An 18,561-nucleotide genomic window follows, 5' to 3' on the forward strand; every position below is an offset into this window, starting at 1 on the left:
TAGCATCGACACGCGTCGCGGGCGTGGCGCAATTGGCTGACGCGCCGGCTTTAGGTGCCGGTGTTCGAGAGAACGTGTGGGTTCGAGTCCCACCGCCCGCACCGACTCACGTCGTGGCGAAGTACTTCTGTCCGCCGCTCGGTATGCGCCCGAATCCGGCTTTCAGCAGCGGCGCGAGGATCGCGACCGGCAGGCTCATGGCCCTCTTCGGTTCGATGGCGACCACCCAGGTGAAACTCGTCTGGCCGCCGTCGGCGTCGACGATGTAGTCCTCGGCGAAGCGTTTGAACAGCGGCAGCGTCGACTCGTAGACGTAGAAGGACTTTTGATGGCCCTCATCCCAACGGAAGAAGCGCTCGCGCAGGATGGCGCCGCCGGGAGCGGTCACTTCGCGGGTGGTCCCGACTCCGAACGGGCGCGGTGAGGTCCAGGTGACGTTTTTGACCGCAGGGCCCCACGCCGCCAGCGACTCGTCCGACGTCAGCGACTGCCATACCTGCTCCGGCGTCGCGGCGTAGCGCTTCTCGTAGCGGAAGACATGAGGCGCCGAGACCAGAAAGTCAGCGTCGGCGGACAGCAGCGGATACCAGCGGGCCATAAGTGGCCATCATCGCAGGCTTGTACCGGCGCGCGTCAGTCGTCTGCGCTCTGCTTGCCGAAGCAGACCAGGCTGGCGGTGAAGCTGATTGCGGCGACCGCTCCCGCGACGGCGGCCAGCGGTGCGTCGGAGGCGCCCCAGCTCGACAGGCTCACCGCGACCGCGATGATCGCGGTGAAGATGAGAAAGAGGCCTGTCGTGGCGATCGCCTCGGCGGACGGGTCGTCGGCGGGGGCGAGAGCGTGCTCGCGCATCGAGGTCTCCTGGTGGCTCGCGGAATCGGTTGCGCAGAGGTTGCCCACTGACAACGCCGGTGAAACCCGCGGCTTCGAAGATGCGGCTCAGCCCGCCTTTTGGACGGTGAACTCATTGCGTTCGGCCAGCGACTGCAGTTGCCGCAGTGCGAACTGGCGTGCTCGGCCGGTGTCGGGAATGTAGATGCCGGCCCAAACCCCGACCGCGCCGGGCGTCCGGCACGCCTCCTGGGCGCAAAGCCAACGACGGGGGCATGTCCGGCACAACTCCTTGGCGCCCTCGTCAGCCCCGAGGGCCCACCGGTCGGGGTCCTGAATGCAGGCGCCGAGTGCCGTGTTCTGGGGTGTGTTGACCGGAACGGGGTGCGCCGTCCGGCCGTTCGGCCGCGCGTCGACGGGCATCTGCGTTTCCTTTCGGTCGGGGCAAGTTCTCGTCGGTGAGACCGACAATACGCATGTATCGGTTTTTACGGTACACGCGTATTGGCTACTGTGAGGGGGTGGGCACTCTAGGCTTCGGGTTCTGATGACGGCCTTACAGTCAGATGAACAGGTCCCCGGCGCCGGGACGCGTTCGAGCGTCGACCGGATTCGCAACGCTGCCCTCAAGTGCTTTGCAGCGCGCGGCAGTTCTGCTACGTCGTTGCGCGCGGTCGCCGCGGAAGCCGGCGTCTCACCGGGACTGGTACAGCATCACTTCGCAACCAAGGCGAACCTGATCAAGGCGGTTGACGACCACGTGCTCGGTGTGATGGCCGAGGCGTTGACGCAACCGATTCCGGAACCGCCGGCCGACACCATCGCTGACGTCGGTAGCCGGGTGACATCGCTGGTCGCCGGTGAACCCGACGTAGTGGCGTACGTCGGCCGGGCGCTGACCGACGGGAGCTCACTCGGCGCGCAGCTGTTCGACTCGTTGGCGGCCATCGGTGCCGAACGGTGGCGGGTGCGCGCAGAGCAGGGTTTGACGCGACCGGACCTTGACCCGATATGGGGCACGCTGAACCCGTTGGTGCTGGCTCTCGGGGCGTGGGTACTGCGCGCCCATATCGAACGCCATCTCCCAGAACCGCTCGAGACGCCCGAGCAACTGCAACGGTGGCAGAACGCGACTGATTCGCTACTGCGTGACGGGCAGATGCGCCACGATTCGTGACGCGTCGTTACAGCGAGGTACCACCGATCCGCTTTCGGTAGCTCGTCGGCGTCTCCCCGCAGAACTGGGCGAACGCCCGCGTGAAGGAGCTGAGGCTGTCGAAACCGACCGCCGACGAGGTCTCCTGCACCGACTGACCCGGTGCGGCCAGCAACGCCATGGCTTTCAGCATGCGGGCGTGCAGAAGGTATGTGCGCCACGACAACCCGACCGAATCCTGAAACAGCCGCCGCAGCGTGCGCTCCGAAACCGAAACCGCCCTGCTCACCTCTTCGGCGTTCACACCGTCGAGATGCTCCTTGGTGTAGGCCATGGCGGCGGCGACGATGGGATGCTCGGACGTGGGCAGGCTCAACGGCGCCTCGTGGTCGAGCGCCTCGGCCACGAGATTGGCCAACGTGCGGAAGAACGCCTCGGAGACCTCCTCGTCCTCGGCGGGCCCCGGCCGCCGGTCGATCGGCCAACGCAACGCGTAGATCATCATCTCGCGGATCAGCGGGGACACCGCGAGGATGCGCGCGCGGTCGCCCGCGTGCGCGATCAACTGTGGATCGAACATCACCGCGACGGTCCGGACGTCTGGATTCATGGTCGCCTGATGTTCGAGACCGACCGGAATCCAGGCGGCCTGCTGGGGTGGCAGCAGGTAGTGCGCTGAGTCGGTCTCCACCTCGACGACCCCGCCGAGCGCGTACTCGATCTGGTGCACATCGTGTGAGTGCCAACCGGTGATCAGCGCATCGCCCTCGTACAAGTAGCTGCCCCCCAGCGCTCGCCCACCGCGCCGAAGGTCGATGATGCGCCGCTTCGCGCCGACCGCCAGGTTGGCCGGTTGGGCAAAACCTCTGTCCGATAGCGCAGAGACGGTCACAGGGCTAGACGGTACTACTGGGGTATGAACGTTGACGACTTGATCCTGGTGAGCATCGACGACCACGTTGTGGAACCGCCCGACATGTTCCTTCGGCACGTGCCGGCCAAGTACAAGGACGAGGCGCCGATCGTGGTCACCGACGACAAGGGTGTCGACCAGTGGATGTATCAAGGTCGGCCCCAGGGCGTCAGCGGTCTGAACGCCGTGGTGTCCTGGCCGGCCGAGGAGTGGGGACGCGATCCCGCGGGCTTCGCCGAGATGCGTCCCGGTGTGTACGACGTGCACGAGCGCGTGCGCGACATGAACCGCAACGGCATCCTCGCGTCGATGTGCTTCCCGACGTTCACCGGCTTCTCAGCGCGCCATCTCAACATGCACCGCGAAGAGACCACGCTGGTGATGGTCTCGGCCTACAACGACTGGCACATCGACGAGTGGGCGGGTTCGTATCCGGACCGGTTCATCCCGATCGCGATCATGCCGACGTGGAGCCCGGAGGCCATGTGCGACGAGATTCGCCGTGTCGCGGCCAAGGGCTGCCGTGCGGTGACAATGCCGGAACTGCCGCACCTCGAGGGTCTTCCGAGCTATCACGACGAGGAGTACTGGGGTCCGGTGTTCCGCACGCTCTCCGAAGAGAACGTGGTGATGTGCCTGCACATCGGGACCGGCTTCGGTGCGATCAGCATGGCGCCCAACGCCCCGATCGACAACCTGATCATCCTGGCCACCCAGGTGTCGGCGATGTGCGCGCAGGACCTGCTCTGGGGGCCGGCGATGCGCAACTACCCGGACCTGAAATTCGCCTTCTCCGAAGGCGGTATCGGCTGGATACCGTTCTACTTGGACCGCTCTGATCGGCACTACACGAACCAGAAGTGGTTGCGGCGCGACTTCGGCGACAAGCTGCCGTCCGACGTGTTCCGCGAGCACTCGCTGGCCTGCTACGTGACCGACAAGACGTCACTGAAGCTGCGTCACGAGATCGGCATCGACATCATCGCGTGGGAATGCGACTACCCGCATTCCGACTGCTTCTGGCCCGACGCGCCCGAGCAGGTGCTCGCCGAACTCAACGGGGCAGGCGCATCGGACTCCGACATCAACAAGATCACGTGGGAGAACTCCTGCCGGTTCTTCAGCTGGGATCCGTTCAAGCTCACACCGAAGGAGCAGGCGACCGCGGGTGCGTTGCGCGCCAAGGCAATCGATGTCGACGTGTCGATCCGGCCGCGCAAGGAGTGGGCTCGGCTCTACGAGCAGAAACAACTCGCCAAGGCGTGAGACCGGGCGTGCACGCACACCGCTGGCGTTTGGTCAGCGGCGTGCGTCACCGTCACGCGGCGGGTCGCCCAACCGCAGCCTCAGCACCGAGGCGATTATCGACGCCGCCCCGATGCCGACGAAAAGTACGCTCAGCATGAGAAATATCAGGCCACCGTGCGCGAAGAACGCGTATCCGCGCAGCACACCGAGCACGAGGGCAAATATCCCGCCGAGGATCAGCCACCGCGCCTGACGGACAGTGGGCGGTACGAGGCTGTTCACCAGATCAGGCCGCGGACCATCTCGGCCGGCGGGATCTCCTCCATCGAGATCAGACCCGCGGGGGCCCGGCACACCCAGTCGATGACGTTGACGACGCGAGCAGCGGTGGAAACGCAACCCGCTTCGGTGACGTCGAGCACCGGGTGCGACAGCAGCGTGTTGACCTCCACGCGCGGCTCACCCTCGATGATCACCTTGTGCACGCCGCTGTGTCCTTCAGGCGGGTACTCCCAGTCGGGTGCGGCCGCGGGGGTGAGTCGCGTGGTGTGTTCCACGGTGATGAGGGGCGCACCGTTGCGGAAACCTTCGGCGGCGAAGCGCACACCTGCCAGCCCACCGGGTTCGACGGTCATCATCTTGCACTCGATGCGCTGATCGGTGTACCAGGGCTCGAAACGCTCGGTGACGTCATCGAGTTCGACGCGGAGATGATCGGCGATGTTGCGCACCAGTCCGCCGAACATCGTGGTGACGACGCCCGGCAGGAAGGCCATCGCCGGCTCGTCGCCCGGTTTGCTGCCGAATCCCATTGCGGTGCCGGTGTACTCGTAATCGTCGTAGTTCCCGTAGTCGAAGACTTCCTGGACGGTGACCGACTCCGCACGGGTGACCAGGCTCAATGCTGACAGGACCGCGGTGTCACCCGAGTACCCCGGGTCGATTCCGTTGACGTACAGCGAGGAATTACCTTCAGTGCAAGCCTGTTCCAACGGCGTGCGCAGCCAGTCGTCGATCTGGTGCGGTGTCACCAGCCACACCATCGACGTGCCGACGACGTTGATTCCGGCGGCCAGGAAGCGCGACATCTGCTCGATCGCTTCCATCGGCCGGGTCTCGCCCAGCGCGGTGTAAACCACGCAATCCGGCTTCAGGGCGATCAGCGCGTCGATGTCGTCGGTGGCGATGACCCCGGTCGGTTCGGGCAGGCCGCACAGTTCGGCGGCGTCGCGCCCCACCTTCTCGGGATTGGCGGCGTGCACCCCGACTAGTTCCAGGTCGGGTCGCCCGATGATGGCTTTCAGCGAATGCTGTCCAACATTACCGGTTGAAAACTGGACCACTCTTCGCATTTCAAGCCTCGATCAGTAGTCGGGTATGGGCAGCGGCAGATTGTTCGAGTCTATTCCGCCGTCGACGTGGAAGATGGCGTTGGTCGCATAGCAGTCCTTGGTCGAGAGGTAGACGCAGAGGCGACCGAGATCCTCGACGTCGCCGAGCCGATGCAGCGGAGTGAGCGAGAGCATCGTGTCCAGTGCCCCTGGCATCATATCGAGGCCGCTTTGCAGTCCCTCGGTTGCGAATGAGCCGAGTGCGATGGCATTGACGCGGATCTTCGGTGCCAACTCCTGGGCCATCGCCCGGGTGAGCGCTTCGAGCCCACCCTTCGCGACGCAGTACGCGGTAAGCGCGCGGATGCCGAAACGTGCTGATCCCGAGGAGATGTTGACAATGTTGCCATGTCCGGCCTCGATCATGTGACGGGCGGCGAGTTGACTCATGATGAACGCTGACGTGACACACCAGTCGAAGGTGTGCCGGAAGTCCTCGTCGGTGATATCGAGAAACGAGCCGAACGTCGAACCACCCACATTGTTGATGAGGATGTCGATGCGCCCGAACTCATTCATCGCCGTGTTCACCACACGTTCGCCGTCTGGACGGTTGATCGCGTCGGCCACCAGGGCGAGTCCTTTACCGCCGCTTTCCTCGATGCTTTTGATCGTCGCGACGATGTCGGATTCGGTGCGTGCGGTGCCGACCACTGTCGCACCCGCTTCGGCCAGCACCCTGGCGATACCTTGGCCCACGCCCTTGCCGGCTCCGGTGACGATCGCCACCTGCCCATCGAGATTGAACTGCTCCAACGCCATTGAGCCTCCTCCGTCAAACTGACCGCAGTCAATCACAAATGCGAAGCCAACGAAAGTATTGATATCGTCGACGTATGGCAGTGGTAGACAAGCCATCGGCGCGCGAGGCCAAGCGACTACAGACGCGAGAGCGACTGATGGGCGCGGCCATCGCCGAGTTCAAGCGGGCGGGAATGGCCGATGCCGACGTGGGGGCGATCGTCGCTGCTGCCGGAGTTGCCCACGGCACCTTCTTCTTCCACTTTCCGACCAAACAACATGTGCTGCTCGAGTTGGAGCGCCGCGAGGAAGAACGCATCGCCAAACAACTCGGCCGGTACGCGGATTCCAAACGCACCCTGCCCGCGATTCTCAAAGAGGCCGTCCGGTTGGTACTCGGGCTGGAACGCCGTCTCGGCGCTGAGTTGTTCAAAGACTTCATCGCACTGCACTTCTCGCAGAGCCGACCGGCCGACGAGAGCCAGGAACACCCTGTCATCGTCAGGGTGGCCTGCGAGATCGAACGCGCCCAGAAGGCCGGCCGAGTGGCCCCCGACGTCAATCCGATGAACAGTGCGGTGTTCTTCCTGCTGGGCCTGTACGCACTGCTGACCACCACGACCCAGTGGCCGACCCAGAGCGCGATGCTCGACGACTACATCGCCAGGACATTGCGCGGTATCGAGGTGCGCTGATTGGTTGACTTGAGTCAGCCCCACTGACAAGCTCATGGGCACTTACCGGTTTCAGGAGGTGCCTGTGAATTCGCCCGCAATGACCGCAACCGCAAGCGGGCTGGACGAGCATGCGGAGGCCTCGCGGCTGGCGCAGCGCCAGGCCGACAAGTGGCTCATCTCGGGCAGTGTGCTCATCGGCACCGCAGCGCTGGGGATCTTCGGGCTGCCCCTGTTCCTGCGCGGAGTGTGGCTGCTGCGCAGGGCGCACCGTAACGGGCTGTCGGTGCGGCCGATGTTGGTGACGCTGCTGGGATACTGCGTGATCGTCGACGCCGCGATCAACGTGTTCGGCTGGGCCCTCGACCTGGTGGCAAGCCACACCATCCTGGCGCGAATCCTGTTGAACGGTTGGGGTGCGATGTTCGACGCCGGCTACTTCTGGCACTACAACGAGCTATGGCTCGGGGGTGCCGCAGGGCCGGGCGAGAAGGCGATGGAGGTCGGGATGATCCTCACCGTCTTCACCATGCGGATCGCCGCCGGAATCGGATTCCTTCAGATGAAGCGGTGGGGCCACCAGTGGATGATTGTCACCTGCTGGATGGGTGTGCTCATCTGGTGTCTTTACGTGTTCAACATGACGATGTACGCCGATGTGCGGTACGCGGGCACGATCTTCCCCGTCGTCGGGTGGTGGCTGTACGACATCTTCTACATCACGCCGTTCCTTGCGATTCCGTACCTGCACACGGTCAACAGGGAGATTTTCTCTGACTGACTCTACTCATTGACGTGAGTCAGCATATGGACTAAAAAGGGGGCTTACCATGACGGCTCAGGCCAAGTTGTTGGCGTGCGGAGAAGGCCGGCAGGGACTGACGCCGCGGCCGACGCCGAGGTCGCCATTCGATGCCGGCAGAACCGGCCGCCGCGGCCGCGCGGCTGACACATCCCGCTGACTTCAACCCGCTCCGAGGAGGCGCATACGTGGACTGGATCTGGGAAATGCTTCGCTACGTCGCCGCCTGGGGCGGCACCGGCCTGATCATCTGGTTCTGGTATTGGATGTTCTCCAACATCGGGACCTTCTGAGCGGCTCTGAACTCGATGGCTGAACTCTCCGACTCACACGCGATGGCGGTCGAGCGCAGTTGCGCGGTCACGGCCGTGGCCCTGAGCGGGCAACGGCGCCAGGGCGTTCGCCTCGTGACCGGCGAGCACCGCGCCTTCGGCCTCAACGCTGCACTGGATTTCGTCCACGTGCCCTATCCGATCAACCCCGGCTGGACTCGCAGGACCCTCACCTGCGGGATCGCGCTGCAATGTGCGCCGTCGAAGGACAAGGTGGTCGGGTTCCGGCTGAACGAGCTGTCGACACGTGAGCTGCGTGCGTTGACCGTGGTCGAGGCCGGTGTAGCCCTGGGCTGGGTCTCCGCGCGCTGGCCCGGCCTGCTGCCGGAGTTTCGACGCGTGCTTGGTGACATCGAGATTCTCGGCGGCGACGTCGATGCGACCTCGATGCTCAACCGGGCGATCGCGTTGGCGCGCACCGGGGAATCACTAGGTGTCGATCCGCTGTTCGGCCGGCTCCCGTTGGCCTACACCGCTCCGCAGAGCATGTCGGACAAACTACGTCGCACGCTGGGCCGGATGCCCTGGACCACATCGGAAAAGCGACTGCCGCGGCCGTATTCCATACCCGTTGGCGGAGACGGCGGAATCCGCAATCCCAACCTGCCGCCGCCGAGTCGGCCGCAGGACAACGATCTCGACATCACACCCGAGCACCGGCCCGGGATCCCTTACCCCGAATGGAACGCCTGGACCAAGAGCTTCATGCGCGATCATGTCGCGGTACTCGAAAAGGCACACGCGTCGCACACGCGCGAGCCGGAATCCGTATCCGCCGAACTGCGAAGGTGGTTCGAGGAGCACACCCACCGCGCGATGAAGAACCGGCTGGAGGACGGTTCCGACCTGGACGTCGAACAGTACGTCAACCACTACATCGACCTGACCACCGGTGAGGCGATCGAACCGCGCATCTTCCGCGAACTGCTGCCCAGCAACCGGGACGTCACCACGGCCCTTCTGCTGGACGGCAGTTCGTCGCTCGGTGTGCACGGCGGCCGGATCTTCAAACTCGAGTTGGCGTGCGCCGACGCTCTTTCGCGCGCGATGACGCTGGCCCGTGAGCGGCACGGCATCTTCGTGTTCACCGGAAACACCCGTCACCGCGTCGAAGTCAGTTGTCTCAAAGACTTCGAGGACCGCCGGTTCGTGCCACCCGGTCGCCTCGGACTGGCCACCGGCGGTTACACCCGTCTCGGAGCCCCGCTGCGCCACCTGACCAGCCGACTGCTCGCACAACCGTCCGAGCGCCGACTGCTCATCGTGATCGGTGACGGGCTCATCTCCGACGAGGGATACGAGGGCCGTTATGCCTGGGCCGACGCCGCGCACGCCGTCGAGGAGGCCAACGACGCGGGTGTGAGCATCTACTACGTCGGAGTGGGACCCACCCGCGTCGACCCGTTGCCGGAGGTCTTCGGACCCCTTCGCTCACAACGCATCCGACGAATCGAGGAGCTGCCCCGAGTGCTTGCCCACGTCCATCGCGAACTGGTGGCCGCATGAGCGACGCCAGCCAGCGAATAGCCACCAGCGATTACTACGCGATCGCCAACGAAGTCCAGCTGTTCGAGCAGGCTTATCAACAGCGGCTGCCCGTGATGCTGACCGGCCCGACGGGCTGCGGTAAAACCCGCCTCGTCGAGCACATGGGGGTGCTGCTGCAACGGCCCGTGGTGACGATCAGCTGCCACGACGACCTGACCAGTTCCGATCTTGTCGGGCGGTTCATGGTCACCGGCGGTGACGTCGTCTGGACCGACGGGCCGCTCACCAGGGCTGTGAAGGGCGGTGCGATCTGCTACCTCGACGAGGTGGTGGAGGCCCGCCACGATTCGTTGGCCATCTTGCACTCGCTGACCGATCACCGCCGCGCGCTGTACCTGGACAGGGCAGGGGAGGTCGTCAAGGCACCGGACACCTTCATGCTGGTCTGCTCGTACAACCCCGCCTACCGCAGCTCGCTGAAGGAACTCAAACCGTCCTTTCGCCAACGCTTCGTGACGATCCCCATGAAGTACCTGACGCCGGACCGCGAAGCCGAGGTCATCGTCGCCGAGACGGGGGTGGGCGCCGCGACCGCGACACGACTCGTGCACTGCGCCACCGCGATCCGCACGGCCGATGAGGCGTTTCACTTCGAACCGCCATCGACCCGCGTGTTAATCACCGCCGCGCAATTGATCGTCGCGGGCGCAACCGAACTGGAGGCTGCCGAGGCCTGCATCCTCGCGCCGCTGTCCACCGACGGTGCCATCACCGACGGCTTGCGTGAGGTCGCCGTGGCCAGCCTGGCCGCTGACGCGCCAAGCACCCCCAGCTAGGAAGGAGTTGACCCCAATGGATCAGAAGGAAAGAAAGCGTAAGAAGGCGCTGATCATCCTGCAGATAGTCATCTACGGCTACCTGTTCACGATGTTCGCGATTCAGCTCTACATGTCATTCGCGCGCGGCTGGTGGGAGCTGTGAATCTGCCGCTGCTGAGCCGCCGTTCGAAGACGCTGGCCGCACGAGACGATTCCGTGAGCCTCGAGGAGCACCACGAGGAATCGCGGCTCGCCCAGCGTCGTGCCGACAAGTGGATGATCGTCGGTGCCGCGTTGATGGGGATGTGGGTGCCCGGGCTCATCGGGTTTCCCATCTTCATGCGTGGCGTATGGCTACAACGTCAGGCCGCGCGCGCCGGACTGTCGATGCGGCCGATGATCGTCACCCTGATCGGTTATCTCGTGCTGATCGACGGGATGCTGAACAGCCTCGGCTGGGCGCTGGACCTGGTCGCCAACCACACGCTGATCAACCGCGTGCTGATGGTCGGCTGGGGCGCGATGTTCGACGCCGGCTACTTCTGGCACTACAACGAACTGTGGGTAGGGGGTGCGGCCGGACCGGGCGAGAAGTCGATGGTGTTCGGGATGATCCTGACGGTCTTCGCGATGCGATGCGCCGCGGCGATCGGTTTCCTGCAGATGAAGCGCTGGGGCCATCAGTGGATGATCATCACCTGCTGGATGGGTGTGCTCATCTGGTGCCTGTACGTCTTCAACATGACGATGTACGCCGACGTGCGCTATGCCGGGGTGGTCTTCCCGGTCATCGGATGGTGGCTGTACGACATCTTCTACATCACGCCCTTCTTGGCCATTCCGTATCTCCACACGGTCAATCGCGAAATCTTCACAGACTGAACAGGTTCAAGGAGCCGAGCCATGACATCGTCTTCGCTTACACCCGACAGCAGCGAAAAAGACAAGACCGACGATCTACCGCCGGGCACCACGCCGTATTACGCGCGGATGCACCTCTACATCAAGCGTGCCGTGCTCGTCTGCCTGGTTGCGCTGGTGATCGAGGGAGCGTTCACGCTGCCGTTCATGGCCGTCTACTACGGCTATCCGACTCTCAGCCTCACCGAGATCTGTAGCGAGCTACTCAAGGTGCGCTACTCCGATGACGCGCTGGAGTGCAAGGTGCCGTACCCGCCGCTGGGTCCCCCTGAGGGCGCCGAGGGCAAGGACACCGCTCAAGACGAGTGGGGCATCCAACCGGTACCGAAGTACAACAGGATCGGCTGGCGTGAACTGGTCCGCATCCACGAAGAGCGGGAAGCGCGGCAAGCCGCCCAATCCCAAGGCAATCCGGCTCCGTGAACCGAAAACCGGCCGCGCGCGGGTTCCGTTCGTGCCCAGTCGTGTTCAGCCCTGCCCAACGGTCGGCGGCATGACGTATCGGATCGTCCAATGGACGACGGGAAACGTTGGCAAGCGATCCGTCCGCGCCGTCGCGATCAATCCGCAGCTGGAGCTGGTCGGCTGCTATGCGTGGTCGAAGGACAAAGTCGGTCGCGATGTGGGGGAGCTGTGCGGCATCGACGCGCTCGGCGTGTCCGCGACCGATGACATTGACGTCCTGCTGGCGCTGGAGCCGGATTGCGTTGTCTACAACCCGATGTTCGCCGATGTGGACGAGATGGTCCGGATTCTGCGCGCGGGCGTCAACATCGTCTCCACGTCCGAGTTCATCACCGGACACTTCTTCGGCGACGACCGCGACCGCATCGTCGAAGCCTGTCGGGACGGCGGCTCGACCATCTTCGGCAGCGGAATCAACCCCGGGTTCATCCAACTCTTCGCCGTCGTTTCGGCCGGGCTGTCCGAACGCGTGGACAAGGTTTCGGTCGTGGAGGCCATCGACACCACCATCTACAACTCGCCCGACACCGAGAAGCCGATGGGCTTCGGGTATCCGATCGGCCATCCGGACCTCAAGTCGATCACCGAGAAGGGTTCGGCCATCTTCCGCGACGGTGTCCTGCTCGTCGCTGACGCACTCGGCGTCCAACTCGACGAGGTCCGCTGCGACGTCGCATACGCCCAGACCACCGCTGACCTCCAACTGCCCGGCGACTGGTTGATCGCCAAAGGCTGTGTCGCCGGAGTCGATGTCGGCTGGAAAGGAATCGTCGGCGGCAAGGAGGTCATCGAAATCCGCGGCCGGTGGCGCAAAGGCCAGACACTCGAACCGGATTGGGAACTCGACATGGGCTACACCGTGGAGGTTCAAGGCACACCCACGATCAAGACCACCCTGAGTTTCCTTCCTCCGGAAGGCTTCGTCGGTGAGACCATCGACGACTACATCATGCTGGGCCTGTCGATCGTCGCGATGCCCGCGATCACCGCGATCCCGGCCGTCGTGGCCGCGCCACCGGGCATCGCGACCTACACCGATCTGCCGCTGCTGCTCCCGAGAGGAGTCCTCAATGTCTGACCGGAAGTATCGCGTGATCCAGTGGATGACCGGCGACGTCGGCCAGGTCGGAGTTCGACACTTCGCCCAGTGCCCGGTGTTCGAACTTGTCGGTGTGCTGGTGCACAGCAAGGACAAGGTTGGCAAGGACGCGGGGGAGATCGCCGGCATCGGGGAGACCGGGGTCATCACCACCGACGACGTCGAGGCGGTCATGGCTCTCGATGCGGACTGCGTCTTCTACACCCCGGTGATCATGGATGTCGACACCGTGTGCCGGCTGCTGCGGTCGGGCAAGAACGTCGTCACCACAAGCGGATTCTTCCATCCCACAGAGCATTTCCGCGAAGCTGGCGACAAGATCCGCTCCGCGTGCGTGGACGGCGGCACGTCGTTTCACGCTGGCGGCATCCACCCCGGCTACGCCGGTGACATCCTGCCACTCACGCTCGCTCGGGTCGCCTCCCGCGTCGACAGGGTCGAGGTGTGGGAGGTCGTCAACGTGCTCACCGATGCGCCGATGGACCACATCGACTGGATGGGATTCGGTAAGGACAGGGACAAGTTCCTCTCGGAGCCGACGATCCTCGGGCTCGGCGTACCGTTCTTCGCCCAGTCGATGCACATGATCGCCGACGGTCTCGGCGTGACCATCGACGACGTGACCGCTGACGTCAACGCCGCGACAGCCACCCGCGATATCCCGCACGACGAGGGCGCCATCCTGCGCGGAACCGTGGCCGCACAACACCATACGTGGACCGCGATGGTTGAGGGCGCGCCGCTGATCGTGTTCCACGCCATCTACCTGACCGGCGGACCCGCCGAACTCGATCCGCCGTGGGACTGGGGCCGGACGCGGTACCGCATCGTCATCGAGGGGGATCCGCCGACCGAGCTGACGATGCACGGGCGGGTGGCCGCGGACGGCACCATGACCCACCCCGGATACACCTGGACGGCGATGGGCGCGATCAACGCCATCCCCGATGTCTGCGACGCGGCGCCGGGTTGGCTGACCCATGTGGACCTGGGCCTGATCCAACCGCGCGGGCTGGTGCGCAGATGACGGCCAGTGCGGAGCCGCGCTTGCACCACGTCGTGTTCGCGGTGGCGCCGGAACGTCGCGCCGAGGCGGCCGCGTTGTTCACCGAGCTCGGGTTCGCCCTTCAGGAGGCCGAACTGACCGAACTCGGTGTGCGCGTACATCTGGACTGGGATCGCGGCATCGAATTGATCAGCCCGGTACCCGGATCGACCGCTTCGGTGGCAGCGCACGTCAACGAATTCCTCGAGCGTCACGGCGACGGGGTGTACACCGTCGTGCTGCGGGTGCCGGATGCCGCGGAGGCCGAGTCCGTCGCGCAGCGCTACGGATCGAGTATCCGTTTCCGACAGGGATTCTCGGGAGAGGGTTCATATCTCGACGAGATCGATCTGTCGGTTCTCGGGCTCCCAGTGACGCTTCTGGCCACCAACGTGTCATGACCGAGGTACCGGGCTTGACGCAGGTCCTCTACGAGGATCTGCCGATGGCGCGCGACCGCGGCGAGGGTTGGGCCAAGCTGCGGGGCCTCGGGCCGGTGCTCTACGGCGAGGGCTGGTATTACTTCACGCGGCGCGACGATGTGCTCGCGGCACTGCGCGATCCGGAGACGTTCTCGTCGAGGACCGACTACGACGACATGATCAGCCCGGTGCCCCTGGTACCCCTCGGGTTCGATCCCCCCGAGCACACCCGTTACCGCCGGCTCCTGCATCCGTATCTCAGCCCGCAGACACTGAGCGCGCTGCTGCCGTCGCTGCAGGCGCAGGTGATCGACATCATCGACGAGATCGCCGGGCGCACCGAGTGTGAAGTGATGGCCGATCTCGCAGTCCCGTACCCGTCGCAGGTGTTCCTCACGTTGTTCGGCCTTCCGCTCGAGGACCGCGAACGCCTGATCGCCTGGAAGGATGCGATCATCGCGGTCAGCCTGGCCACGGATCCGACCAGTGTGGATCTGACCCCGGCGGCCGAGCTCTTCGGCTATCTCACCGAAGCCGTTCAGACACAGCGGGAGTCGCCACGCAACGGCATACTGTCCGACGTTCTACACGGCGAGGATGCGCTGTCGGATGCCGAAGCGACGGGGATGTCGCTGGTGTTCGTCCTCGCGGGCCTCGACACCGTCACCGCCTCGATCGGTGCCGCGATGCTGGAGCTGGCCCGGCGCCCGGAGCTGAGTCGGCACCTTCGGGACAACCCCGACGACGTCGGCGCCTTCGTCGAAGAGGTGATCCGGTTGGAACCCGCCGCGCCGGTGCTCGGGCGTGTGACCACCCGGCCGGTGACGGTCGCGGGGGTCACGTTGCCCGCAGGGGCGCAGGTGCGGCTCTGTGTCGGCGCCATCAACCGCGACGGTAGCGATCCGCTTTCCGGCGACGATCTGGTGATGGACGGCAAACTGCACAAGCACTGGGGTTTCGGCGGCGGCCCGCACCGGTGCCTGGGCGCTCACCTGGCCCGGATGGAGCTGCGACTCGTCGTGACCGAGTGGCTGACGCGCATAACGCAGTTCGACCTCCGCCCGGGCTATGTTCCCGAGATCGCCTGGCCCTCGGCGACGTGCGCGCTTCGCGAACTGCCGCTCATGATCGGGAAGACGCCGTGACCGTCGAGGCCGGGCGGCCCAGCGTCTTCGACGCCGGGTTGCCGACGCTGTCCTACGACATCACCGCGACGCCTCAGGAGATCTACCCGCAGTTCCAGGCAGCGCAGAAGCAAGCGCCGGTCGCGCTCGGCCCGATCGGACCGGAGGTGCTGTCCTACGAACTGGCCAGGACCGTTTTGCGCGACCCGCGTTTCGGGATTCCGCGGGGTATTCACCTGTCGGCGCACGGCATCACCTCAGGGGAGCTGTGGGACAGGGTGACTCGCAGCATCCTGAACATGGACGGCGATGAGCACCGCCGGTTGCGTGGTCTGGTTTCTAAGGCCTTCACACCACGGGCGACCGCTCGCATGGACCCGACGATCCACACCGTCGTCAACGAGCTCATCGACCGCGTCGCGGACCTCGGCCGGTGCGAGTTCGTCGACGACATCGCGAGGCCCTACCCGATCCCGGTCATCTGCGCCCTGCTGGGTGCGCCCAGGCAGGACTGGCAACGGTTTTCGCGCTGGGCCGAGGACATCTTCAAAATCGTCAGCTTCGACTGCGATCTCGTCGAAGAGGAACCGACGATCCTGCGGGCCTGGGACGAGTTCGACGGCTACATCGACCAGATGATCGCCGATCGGCGCGACGACCTCACCGATGATCTGCTTTCCGAGCTCATCCGCACCGAGGACGGCGGCGACCGGCTCGACGCCGGCGAGCTGCGCATGCTGGCCTTCAGCGTGTTGATCGCCGGAACCGACACCACCCGAAGCCAGCTCGCGGCGTCCATGCAGGTGTTGTGCGAGCACCCCGAGCAGTGGGAGCTGTTGCGGGACCAGCCCGGCCTCGCGTTGCGCGCCGTTGAGGAGACCATGCGCCACTCCCCGTCGATGTGCAGCACCGTCCGAAGTGCGCTCGACGACGTCACGGTCGGCGGAGTCACGTTTCCCGCCGGAACGTTCATCATCGTCAACACCTACGCCGCCAACCGCGATCCGACCGTCTACGACGACCCGGCCCGCTTCGACGTCACCCGTAGCGATCCGCCGCCCATCCTCACCTTCGGTGGCGGCGCGCACTACTGCCTGGGGGCCAATCTCGCCCGGCGCGAGCTCTGCGAGGCCCTGGTCATCATCGCGCGGCGAATGCCGAATCCGCGCGTTGCCGGACCGGCACCGTGGAAGCCGCTGCTGGGTATGAGCGGACCGACGAGCCTGCCGATAGAGTTCGGTTGATGCGGTACAGGATCGATCCCGACGTGCTGCACGGCGTCGCCCAGCAGGTCGTCGGATTGCCCGTGGACAGCGGCGAACTCACCACGCGCGCCGTCGAACTGCTCGCCGACGCGTACCCCGACCTGATCGATGCGACACCGGGACGATGGGTGGCGAGCAAAGCGGGCGGCATCCTCGGCAAGGTGCGGTTCGTGTACTTCAGCCCGCGTGAGTACATCGTGATCTTCGGTTCACCGACGGGCACGCAGGGTTTCTCCGGTCGCTACAAGCGGGTGCAGATCCACAAGTTCCTGATGGCGGGCCGGATCGACTCCTACGACCTCGAATCCGACGACAACACCGCAATGGTGTTGCTTCCGGGTGAGCGGACATGCTTGGAGAAGGGGCAGGCGCGGGGCCTGACCATCCATCCCGGGTCGTGGCACATCGAATACGGGCGCGGTGCAGTGGCGACGACTCTGCCGTTCGCGATGGTCGACACGTTGCTGGTGTCACTCGAATTGGACTCGGTCCGCCGTTCGACGGTCGAGTTCTCGCGGTTGATCCGTCGCCGGCCGCGTCCACGCGCCCGGTAGGAAGCAGGCCGATATCGCCGAGATCACCGAAACGGCAACGAGATAGGCCACAATCGAGTTGCTCGTTCTGGTCGCCGTGTACAGGGCAGTGGCGATCGTCGGAGCGAACGCCGAACCCACCACCTGGGACAGGGTGTAACCGATCGACACGCCGCTGTAGCGGACGTCGGGATCGAACGCGAGGCTGAACAGCGAGCCGGTCACGCCCGCGGCCGGCGCCATCGCGAGGCCGAAGACCAGCAGGAGCGCGGCACCGAAGAGCACCGCGCTGCCCGTGTTGATCAGCGCGAACGCCGGGCCGATCGAGATGCCCATCAGGATCACGCCTGCCAGGAAGACGGGTTTTCGGCCCAGCCGGTCAGAAAGCGTCCCGAACATCGGGTAGGTCGCGACCGCTACCACCGCCGCCACGGCCACCCCGAAAAGCGCTTGCGTGCGGTCGATCCCGGCGACGGTCGTGCCGTACGACACCAGGTAGGCCACGCAGATGTATGCGAACACTCCTTGAGACAGGTACGCCCCGGCGACCAGCAGTATCTGCTTCCAGTGCCTGCGGAACGCGTCGGCGATCGGCATGCGCACCACTTGTTCGCGCCGCCGCAGAGCCGCGAAGTCCGGGCTTTCCGATATGGAAAGCCGGATCACCAGGCCGATGACGATGAGCAGCGCGCTGGCCACGAACGGGATGCGCCACCCCCACGCCAGGAACTGGTCGTCGGGGAGTCGTGACACCGCCCAGAAGGCCAGCGTCGCGCATGCCGTCCCGGCGGGCGCACCCATCTGAGGGAACGCCCCGTAGAGCCCTTTGTGGCGGTCCGAGGCGTGCTCCACGGCCATCAGCGTCGCACCGCCCCACTCGCCTCCGACCGCGAAACCCTGCGCGAGCCGCAACACGGTCAACAGAATCGGGGCGGCGAGGCCGATCTGGGCGTAGGTCGGCAGTAGCCCCATGAGCACCGTCGCGGTCCCCATCACGAGCAGCGAGTAGACGAGCATCTTCTTGCGCCCGACGCGGTCCCCGAAGTGACCGAACACCACGCCACCGAGGGGGCGCGCGACGAACCCGACGCCAAAGGTGGCGAACGACAACAGCAATCCCGTGGCAGGTGACACGGCGGGAAAGAACAGTTTCGGGAACACCAGCGCGGCGGCGGTGCCGTAGATGAGGAAGTCGTAGAACTCGACAGTTGTTCCGATGAAGCTGGCCAGCCCGACGCGCATCGGCGAGACCGGTGAAGACACCGTCGACATGCATCGATTGTGTGCCATCCC

Annotated in this window: 24 protein-coding genes and 1 tRNA gene; 17 read left to right on the plus strand and 8 right to left on the minus strand. The window is 65.1% G+C overall.

The window, feature by feature from the left end:
- Positions 1-17 precede the first annotated feature (17 nt).
- Positions 18-101, plus strand: a tRNA-Leu gene (locus CEX88_RS02810).
- Between the two features lie 5 nt (positions 102-106).
- Here CEX88_RS02810 and CEX88_RS02815 read toward each other — a convergent pair.
- The 3 genes from CEX88_RS02815 to CEX88_RS02825 form a co-directional block, all read right to left on the minus strand.
- Positions 107-598: an SRPBCC family protein gene (locus CEX88_RS02815; protein ID WP_066843522.1), complete on the minus strand. Its 492-nt coding sequence runs from the start codon at positions 596-598 to the stop codon at positions 107-109.
- A gap of 35 nt (positions 599-633) precedes the next feature.
- Entirely contained in the window at positions 634-852 is a 219-nt protein-coding gene (locus CEX88_RS02820) for a hypothetical protein (protein ID WP_068201275.1), read from the minus strand.
- An 87-nt stretch (positions 853-939) separates the two neighbouring features.
- Positions 940-1,254 carry a WhiB family transcriptional regulator gene (locus CEX88_RS02825; protein ID WP_126315836.1) on the minus strand — a complete coding sequence of 105 codons (315 nt, stop codon included), beginning with the start codon at positions 1,252-1,254 and terminating at the stop codon, positions 940-942.
- Positions 1,255-1,378: 124 nt separating this feature from the next.
- On the opposite strand from CEX88_RS02825, the gene CEX88_RS02830 reads away from it, so the two are divergent.
- Positions 1,379-2,008: a TetR/AcrR family transcriptional regulator gene (locus CEX88_RS02830; RefSeq protein ID WP_094292339.1), complete on the plus strand. Its 630-nt coding sequence runs from the start codon at positions 1,379-1,381 to the stop codon at positions 2,006-2,008.
- A gap of 7 nt (positions 2,009-2,015) precedes the next feature.
- Here the strand turns inward: CEX88_RS02830 and CEX88_RS02835 are convergent, their stop codons facing one another.
- On the minus strand, positions 2,016-2,879 hold the full coding sequence (locus CEX88_RS02835) for an AraC family transcriptional regulator (protein ID WP_094292340.1): 864 nt from the start codon (positions 2,877-2,879) through the stop codon (positions 2,016-2,018).
- A gap of 24 nt (positions 2,880-2,903) precedes the next feature.
- Here CEX88_RS02835 and CEX88_RS02840 point away from each other — a divergent pair, with 24 nt between their 5' ends.
- A complete protein-coding gene (locus CEX88_RS02840; protein WP_068201135.1) occupies positions 2,904-4,166 on the plus strand; it encodes an amidohydrolase family protein in 1,263 nt (420 codons plus the stop codon).
- Between the two features lie 33 nt (positions 4,167-4,199).
- Here the strand turns inward: CEX88_RS02840 and CEX88_RS02845 are convergent, their stop codons facing one another.
- From CEX88_RS02845 to CEX88_RS02855, 3 genes are read right to left on the minus strand one after another with little or no spacing between them, the layout of a single operon-like run.
- Positions 4,200-4,430: a hypothetical protein gene (locus tag CEX88_RS02845; protein ID WP_066843535.1), complete on the minus strand. Its 231-nt coding sequence runs from the start codon at positions 4,428-4,430 to the stop codon at positions 4,200-4,202.
- Positions 4,427-5,500: an NAD(P)H-dependent amine dehydrogenase family protein gene (locus CEX88_RS02850; protein ID WP_066843538.1), complete on the minus strand. Its 1,074-nt coding sequence runs from the start codon at positions 5,498-5,500 to the stop codon at positions 4,427-4,429. Before CEX88_RS02850 ends, CEX88_RS02845 begins: the two co-directional genes overlap by 4 nt.
- A gap of 12 nt (positions 5,501-5,512) precedes the next feature.
- Positions 5,513-6,301, minus strand: coding sequence for an SDR family NAD(P)-dependent oxidoreductase (locus CEX88_RS02855; RefSeq protein WP_094292341.1), 789 nt, complete (start codon positions 6,299-6,301; stop codon positions 5,513-5,515).
- Positions 6,302-6,375: 74 nt separating this feature from the next.
- Here CEX88_RS02855 and CEX88_RS02860 point away from each other — a divergent pair, with 74 nt between their 5' ends.
- The 14 genes from CEX88_RS02860 to CEX88_RS02920 all read left to right on the plus strand — a co-directional run bounded on the left by CEX88_RS02860 (position 6,376) and on the right by CEX88_RS02920 (position 17,289).
- On the plus strand, positions 6,376-6,975 hold the full coding sequence (locus CEX88_RS02860; RefSeq protein ID WP_094292342.1) for a TetR family transcriptional regulator: 600 nt from the start codon (positions 6,376-6,378) through the stop codon (positions 6,973-6,975).
- Between the two features lie 79 nt (positions 6,976-7,054).
- Complete coding sequence (locus CEX88_RS02865; RefSeq protein ID WP_094292539.1) at positions 7,055-7,735, plus strand: hypothetical protein; 681 nt, start codon at positions 7,055-7,057, stop codon at positions 7,733-7,735.
- Positions 7,736-7,866: 131 nt separating this feature from the next.
- Positions 7,867-8,049, plus strand: a complete 183-nt coding sequence (locus CEX88_RS02870) for a hypothetical protein (protein ID WP_094292343.1) — start codon at positions 7,867-7,869, stop codon at positions 8,047-8,049.
- 15 nt (positions 8,050-8,064) lie between these two features.
- Positions 8,065-9,594, plus strand: coding sequence for a nitric oxide reductase activation protein NorD (locus CEX88_RS02875; RefSeq protein WP_094292344.1), 1,530 nt, complete (start codon positions 8,065-8,067; stop codon positions 9,592-9,594).
- Positions 9,591-10,412 carry a CbbQ/NirQ/NorQ/GpvN family protein gene (locus tag CEX88_RS02880; protein ID WP_094292345.1) on the plus strand — a complete coding sequence of 274 codons (822 nt, stop codon included), beginning with the start codon at positions 9,591-9,593 and terminating at the stop codon, positions 10,410-10,412. Before CEX88_RS02875 ends, CEX88_RS02880 begins: the two co-directional genes overlap by 4 nt.
- A 16-nt stretch (positions 10,413-10,428) precedes the next feature.
- A complete protein-coding gene (locus CEX88_RS26485; protein WP_256364342.1) occupies positions 10,429-10,557 on the plus strand; it encodes a hypothetical protein in 129 nt (42 codons plus the stop codon).
- Entirely contained in the window at positions 10,554-11,276 is a 723-nt protein-coding gene (locus CEX88_RS02885; RefSeq protein WP_202931356.1) for a hypothetical protein, read from the plus strand. The genes CEX88_RS26485 and CEX88_RS02885 overlap by 4 nt, the downstream gene beginning before the upstream one ends.
- Positions 11,277-11,297: 21 nt before the next feature.
- Positions 11,298-11,738 carry a hypothetical protein gene (locus CEX88_RS02890; protein ID WP_094292346.1) on the plus strand — a complete coding sequence of 147 codons (441 nt, stop codon included), beginning with the start codon at positions 11,298-11,300 and terminating at the stop codon, positions 11,736-11,738.
- Between the two features lie 70 nt (positions 11,739-11,808).
- Positions 11,809-12,858, plus strand: a complete 1,050-nt coding sequence (locus CEX88_RS02895; RefSeq protein WP_094292347.1) for an NAD(P)H-dependent amine dehydrogenase family protein — start codon at positions 11,809-11,811, stop codon at positions 12,856-12,858.
- Positions 12,851-13,906 carry an NAD(P)H-dependent amine dehydrogenase family protein gene (locus tag CEX88_RS02900; RefSeq protein WP_094292348.1) on the plus strand — a complete coding sequence of 352 codons (1,056 nt, stop codon included), beginning with the start codon at positions 12,851-12,853 and terminating at the stop codon, positions 13,904-13,906. The genes CEX88_RS02895 and CEX88_RS02900 overlap by 8 nt, the downstream gene beginning before the upstream one ends.
- On the plus strand, positions 13,903-14,325 hold the full coding sequence (locus CEX88_RS02905; RefSeq protein ID WP_066843569.1) for a hypothetical protein: 423 nt from the start codon (positions 13,903-13,905) through the stop codon (positions 14,323-14,325). The genes CEX88_RS02900 and CEX88_RS02905 overlap by 4 nt, the downstream gene beginning before the upstream one ends.
- On the plus strand, positions 14,322-15,491 hold the full coding sequence (locus tag CEX88_RS02910) for a cytochrome P450 (RefSeq protein ID WP_094292349.1): 1,170 nt from the start codon (positions 14,322-14,324) through the stop codon (positions 15,489-15,491). The genes CEX88_RS02905 and CEX88_RS02910 overlap by 4 nt, the downstream gene beginning before the upstream one ends.
- Positions 15,488-16,714, plus strand: a complete 1,227-nt coding sequence (locus CEX88_RS02915; protein WP_094292350.1) for a cytochrome P450 — start codon at positions 15,488-15,490, stop codon at positions 16,712-16,714. Before CEX88_RS02910 ends, CEX88_RS02915 begins: the two co-directional genes overlap by 4 nt.
- Positions 16,714-17,289, plus strand: a complete 576-nt coding sequence (locus tag CEX88_RS02920; RefSeq protein ID WP_094292351.1) for an isomerase — start codon at positions 16,714-16,716, stop codon at positions 17,287-17,289. Before CEX88_RS02915 ends, CEX88_RS02920 begins: the two co-directional genes overlap by 1 nt.
- Here the strand turns inward: CEX88_RS02920 and CEX88_RS02925 are convergent.
- The gene (locus CEX88_RS02925) at positions 17,206-18,540 is read right to left on the minus strand and encodes an MFS transporter (RefSeq protein ID WP_094292352.1); all 1,335 of its coding nucleotides are present in this window, start codon (positions 18,538-18,540) and stop codon (positions 17,206-17,208) included. The two genes, CEX88_RS02920 and CEX88_RS02925, sit on opposite strands and share 84 nt — an antisense overlap.
- Positions 18,541-18,561 lie beyond the last annotated feature (21 nt).

Origin of the sequence: Mycobacterium neumannii, assembly GCF_002245615.1 — a bacterium.
Lineage (GTDB): Bacteria > Actinomycetota > Actinomycetes > Mycobacteriales > Mycobacteriaceae > Mycobacterium > Mycobacterium neumannii_A.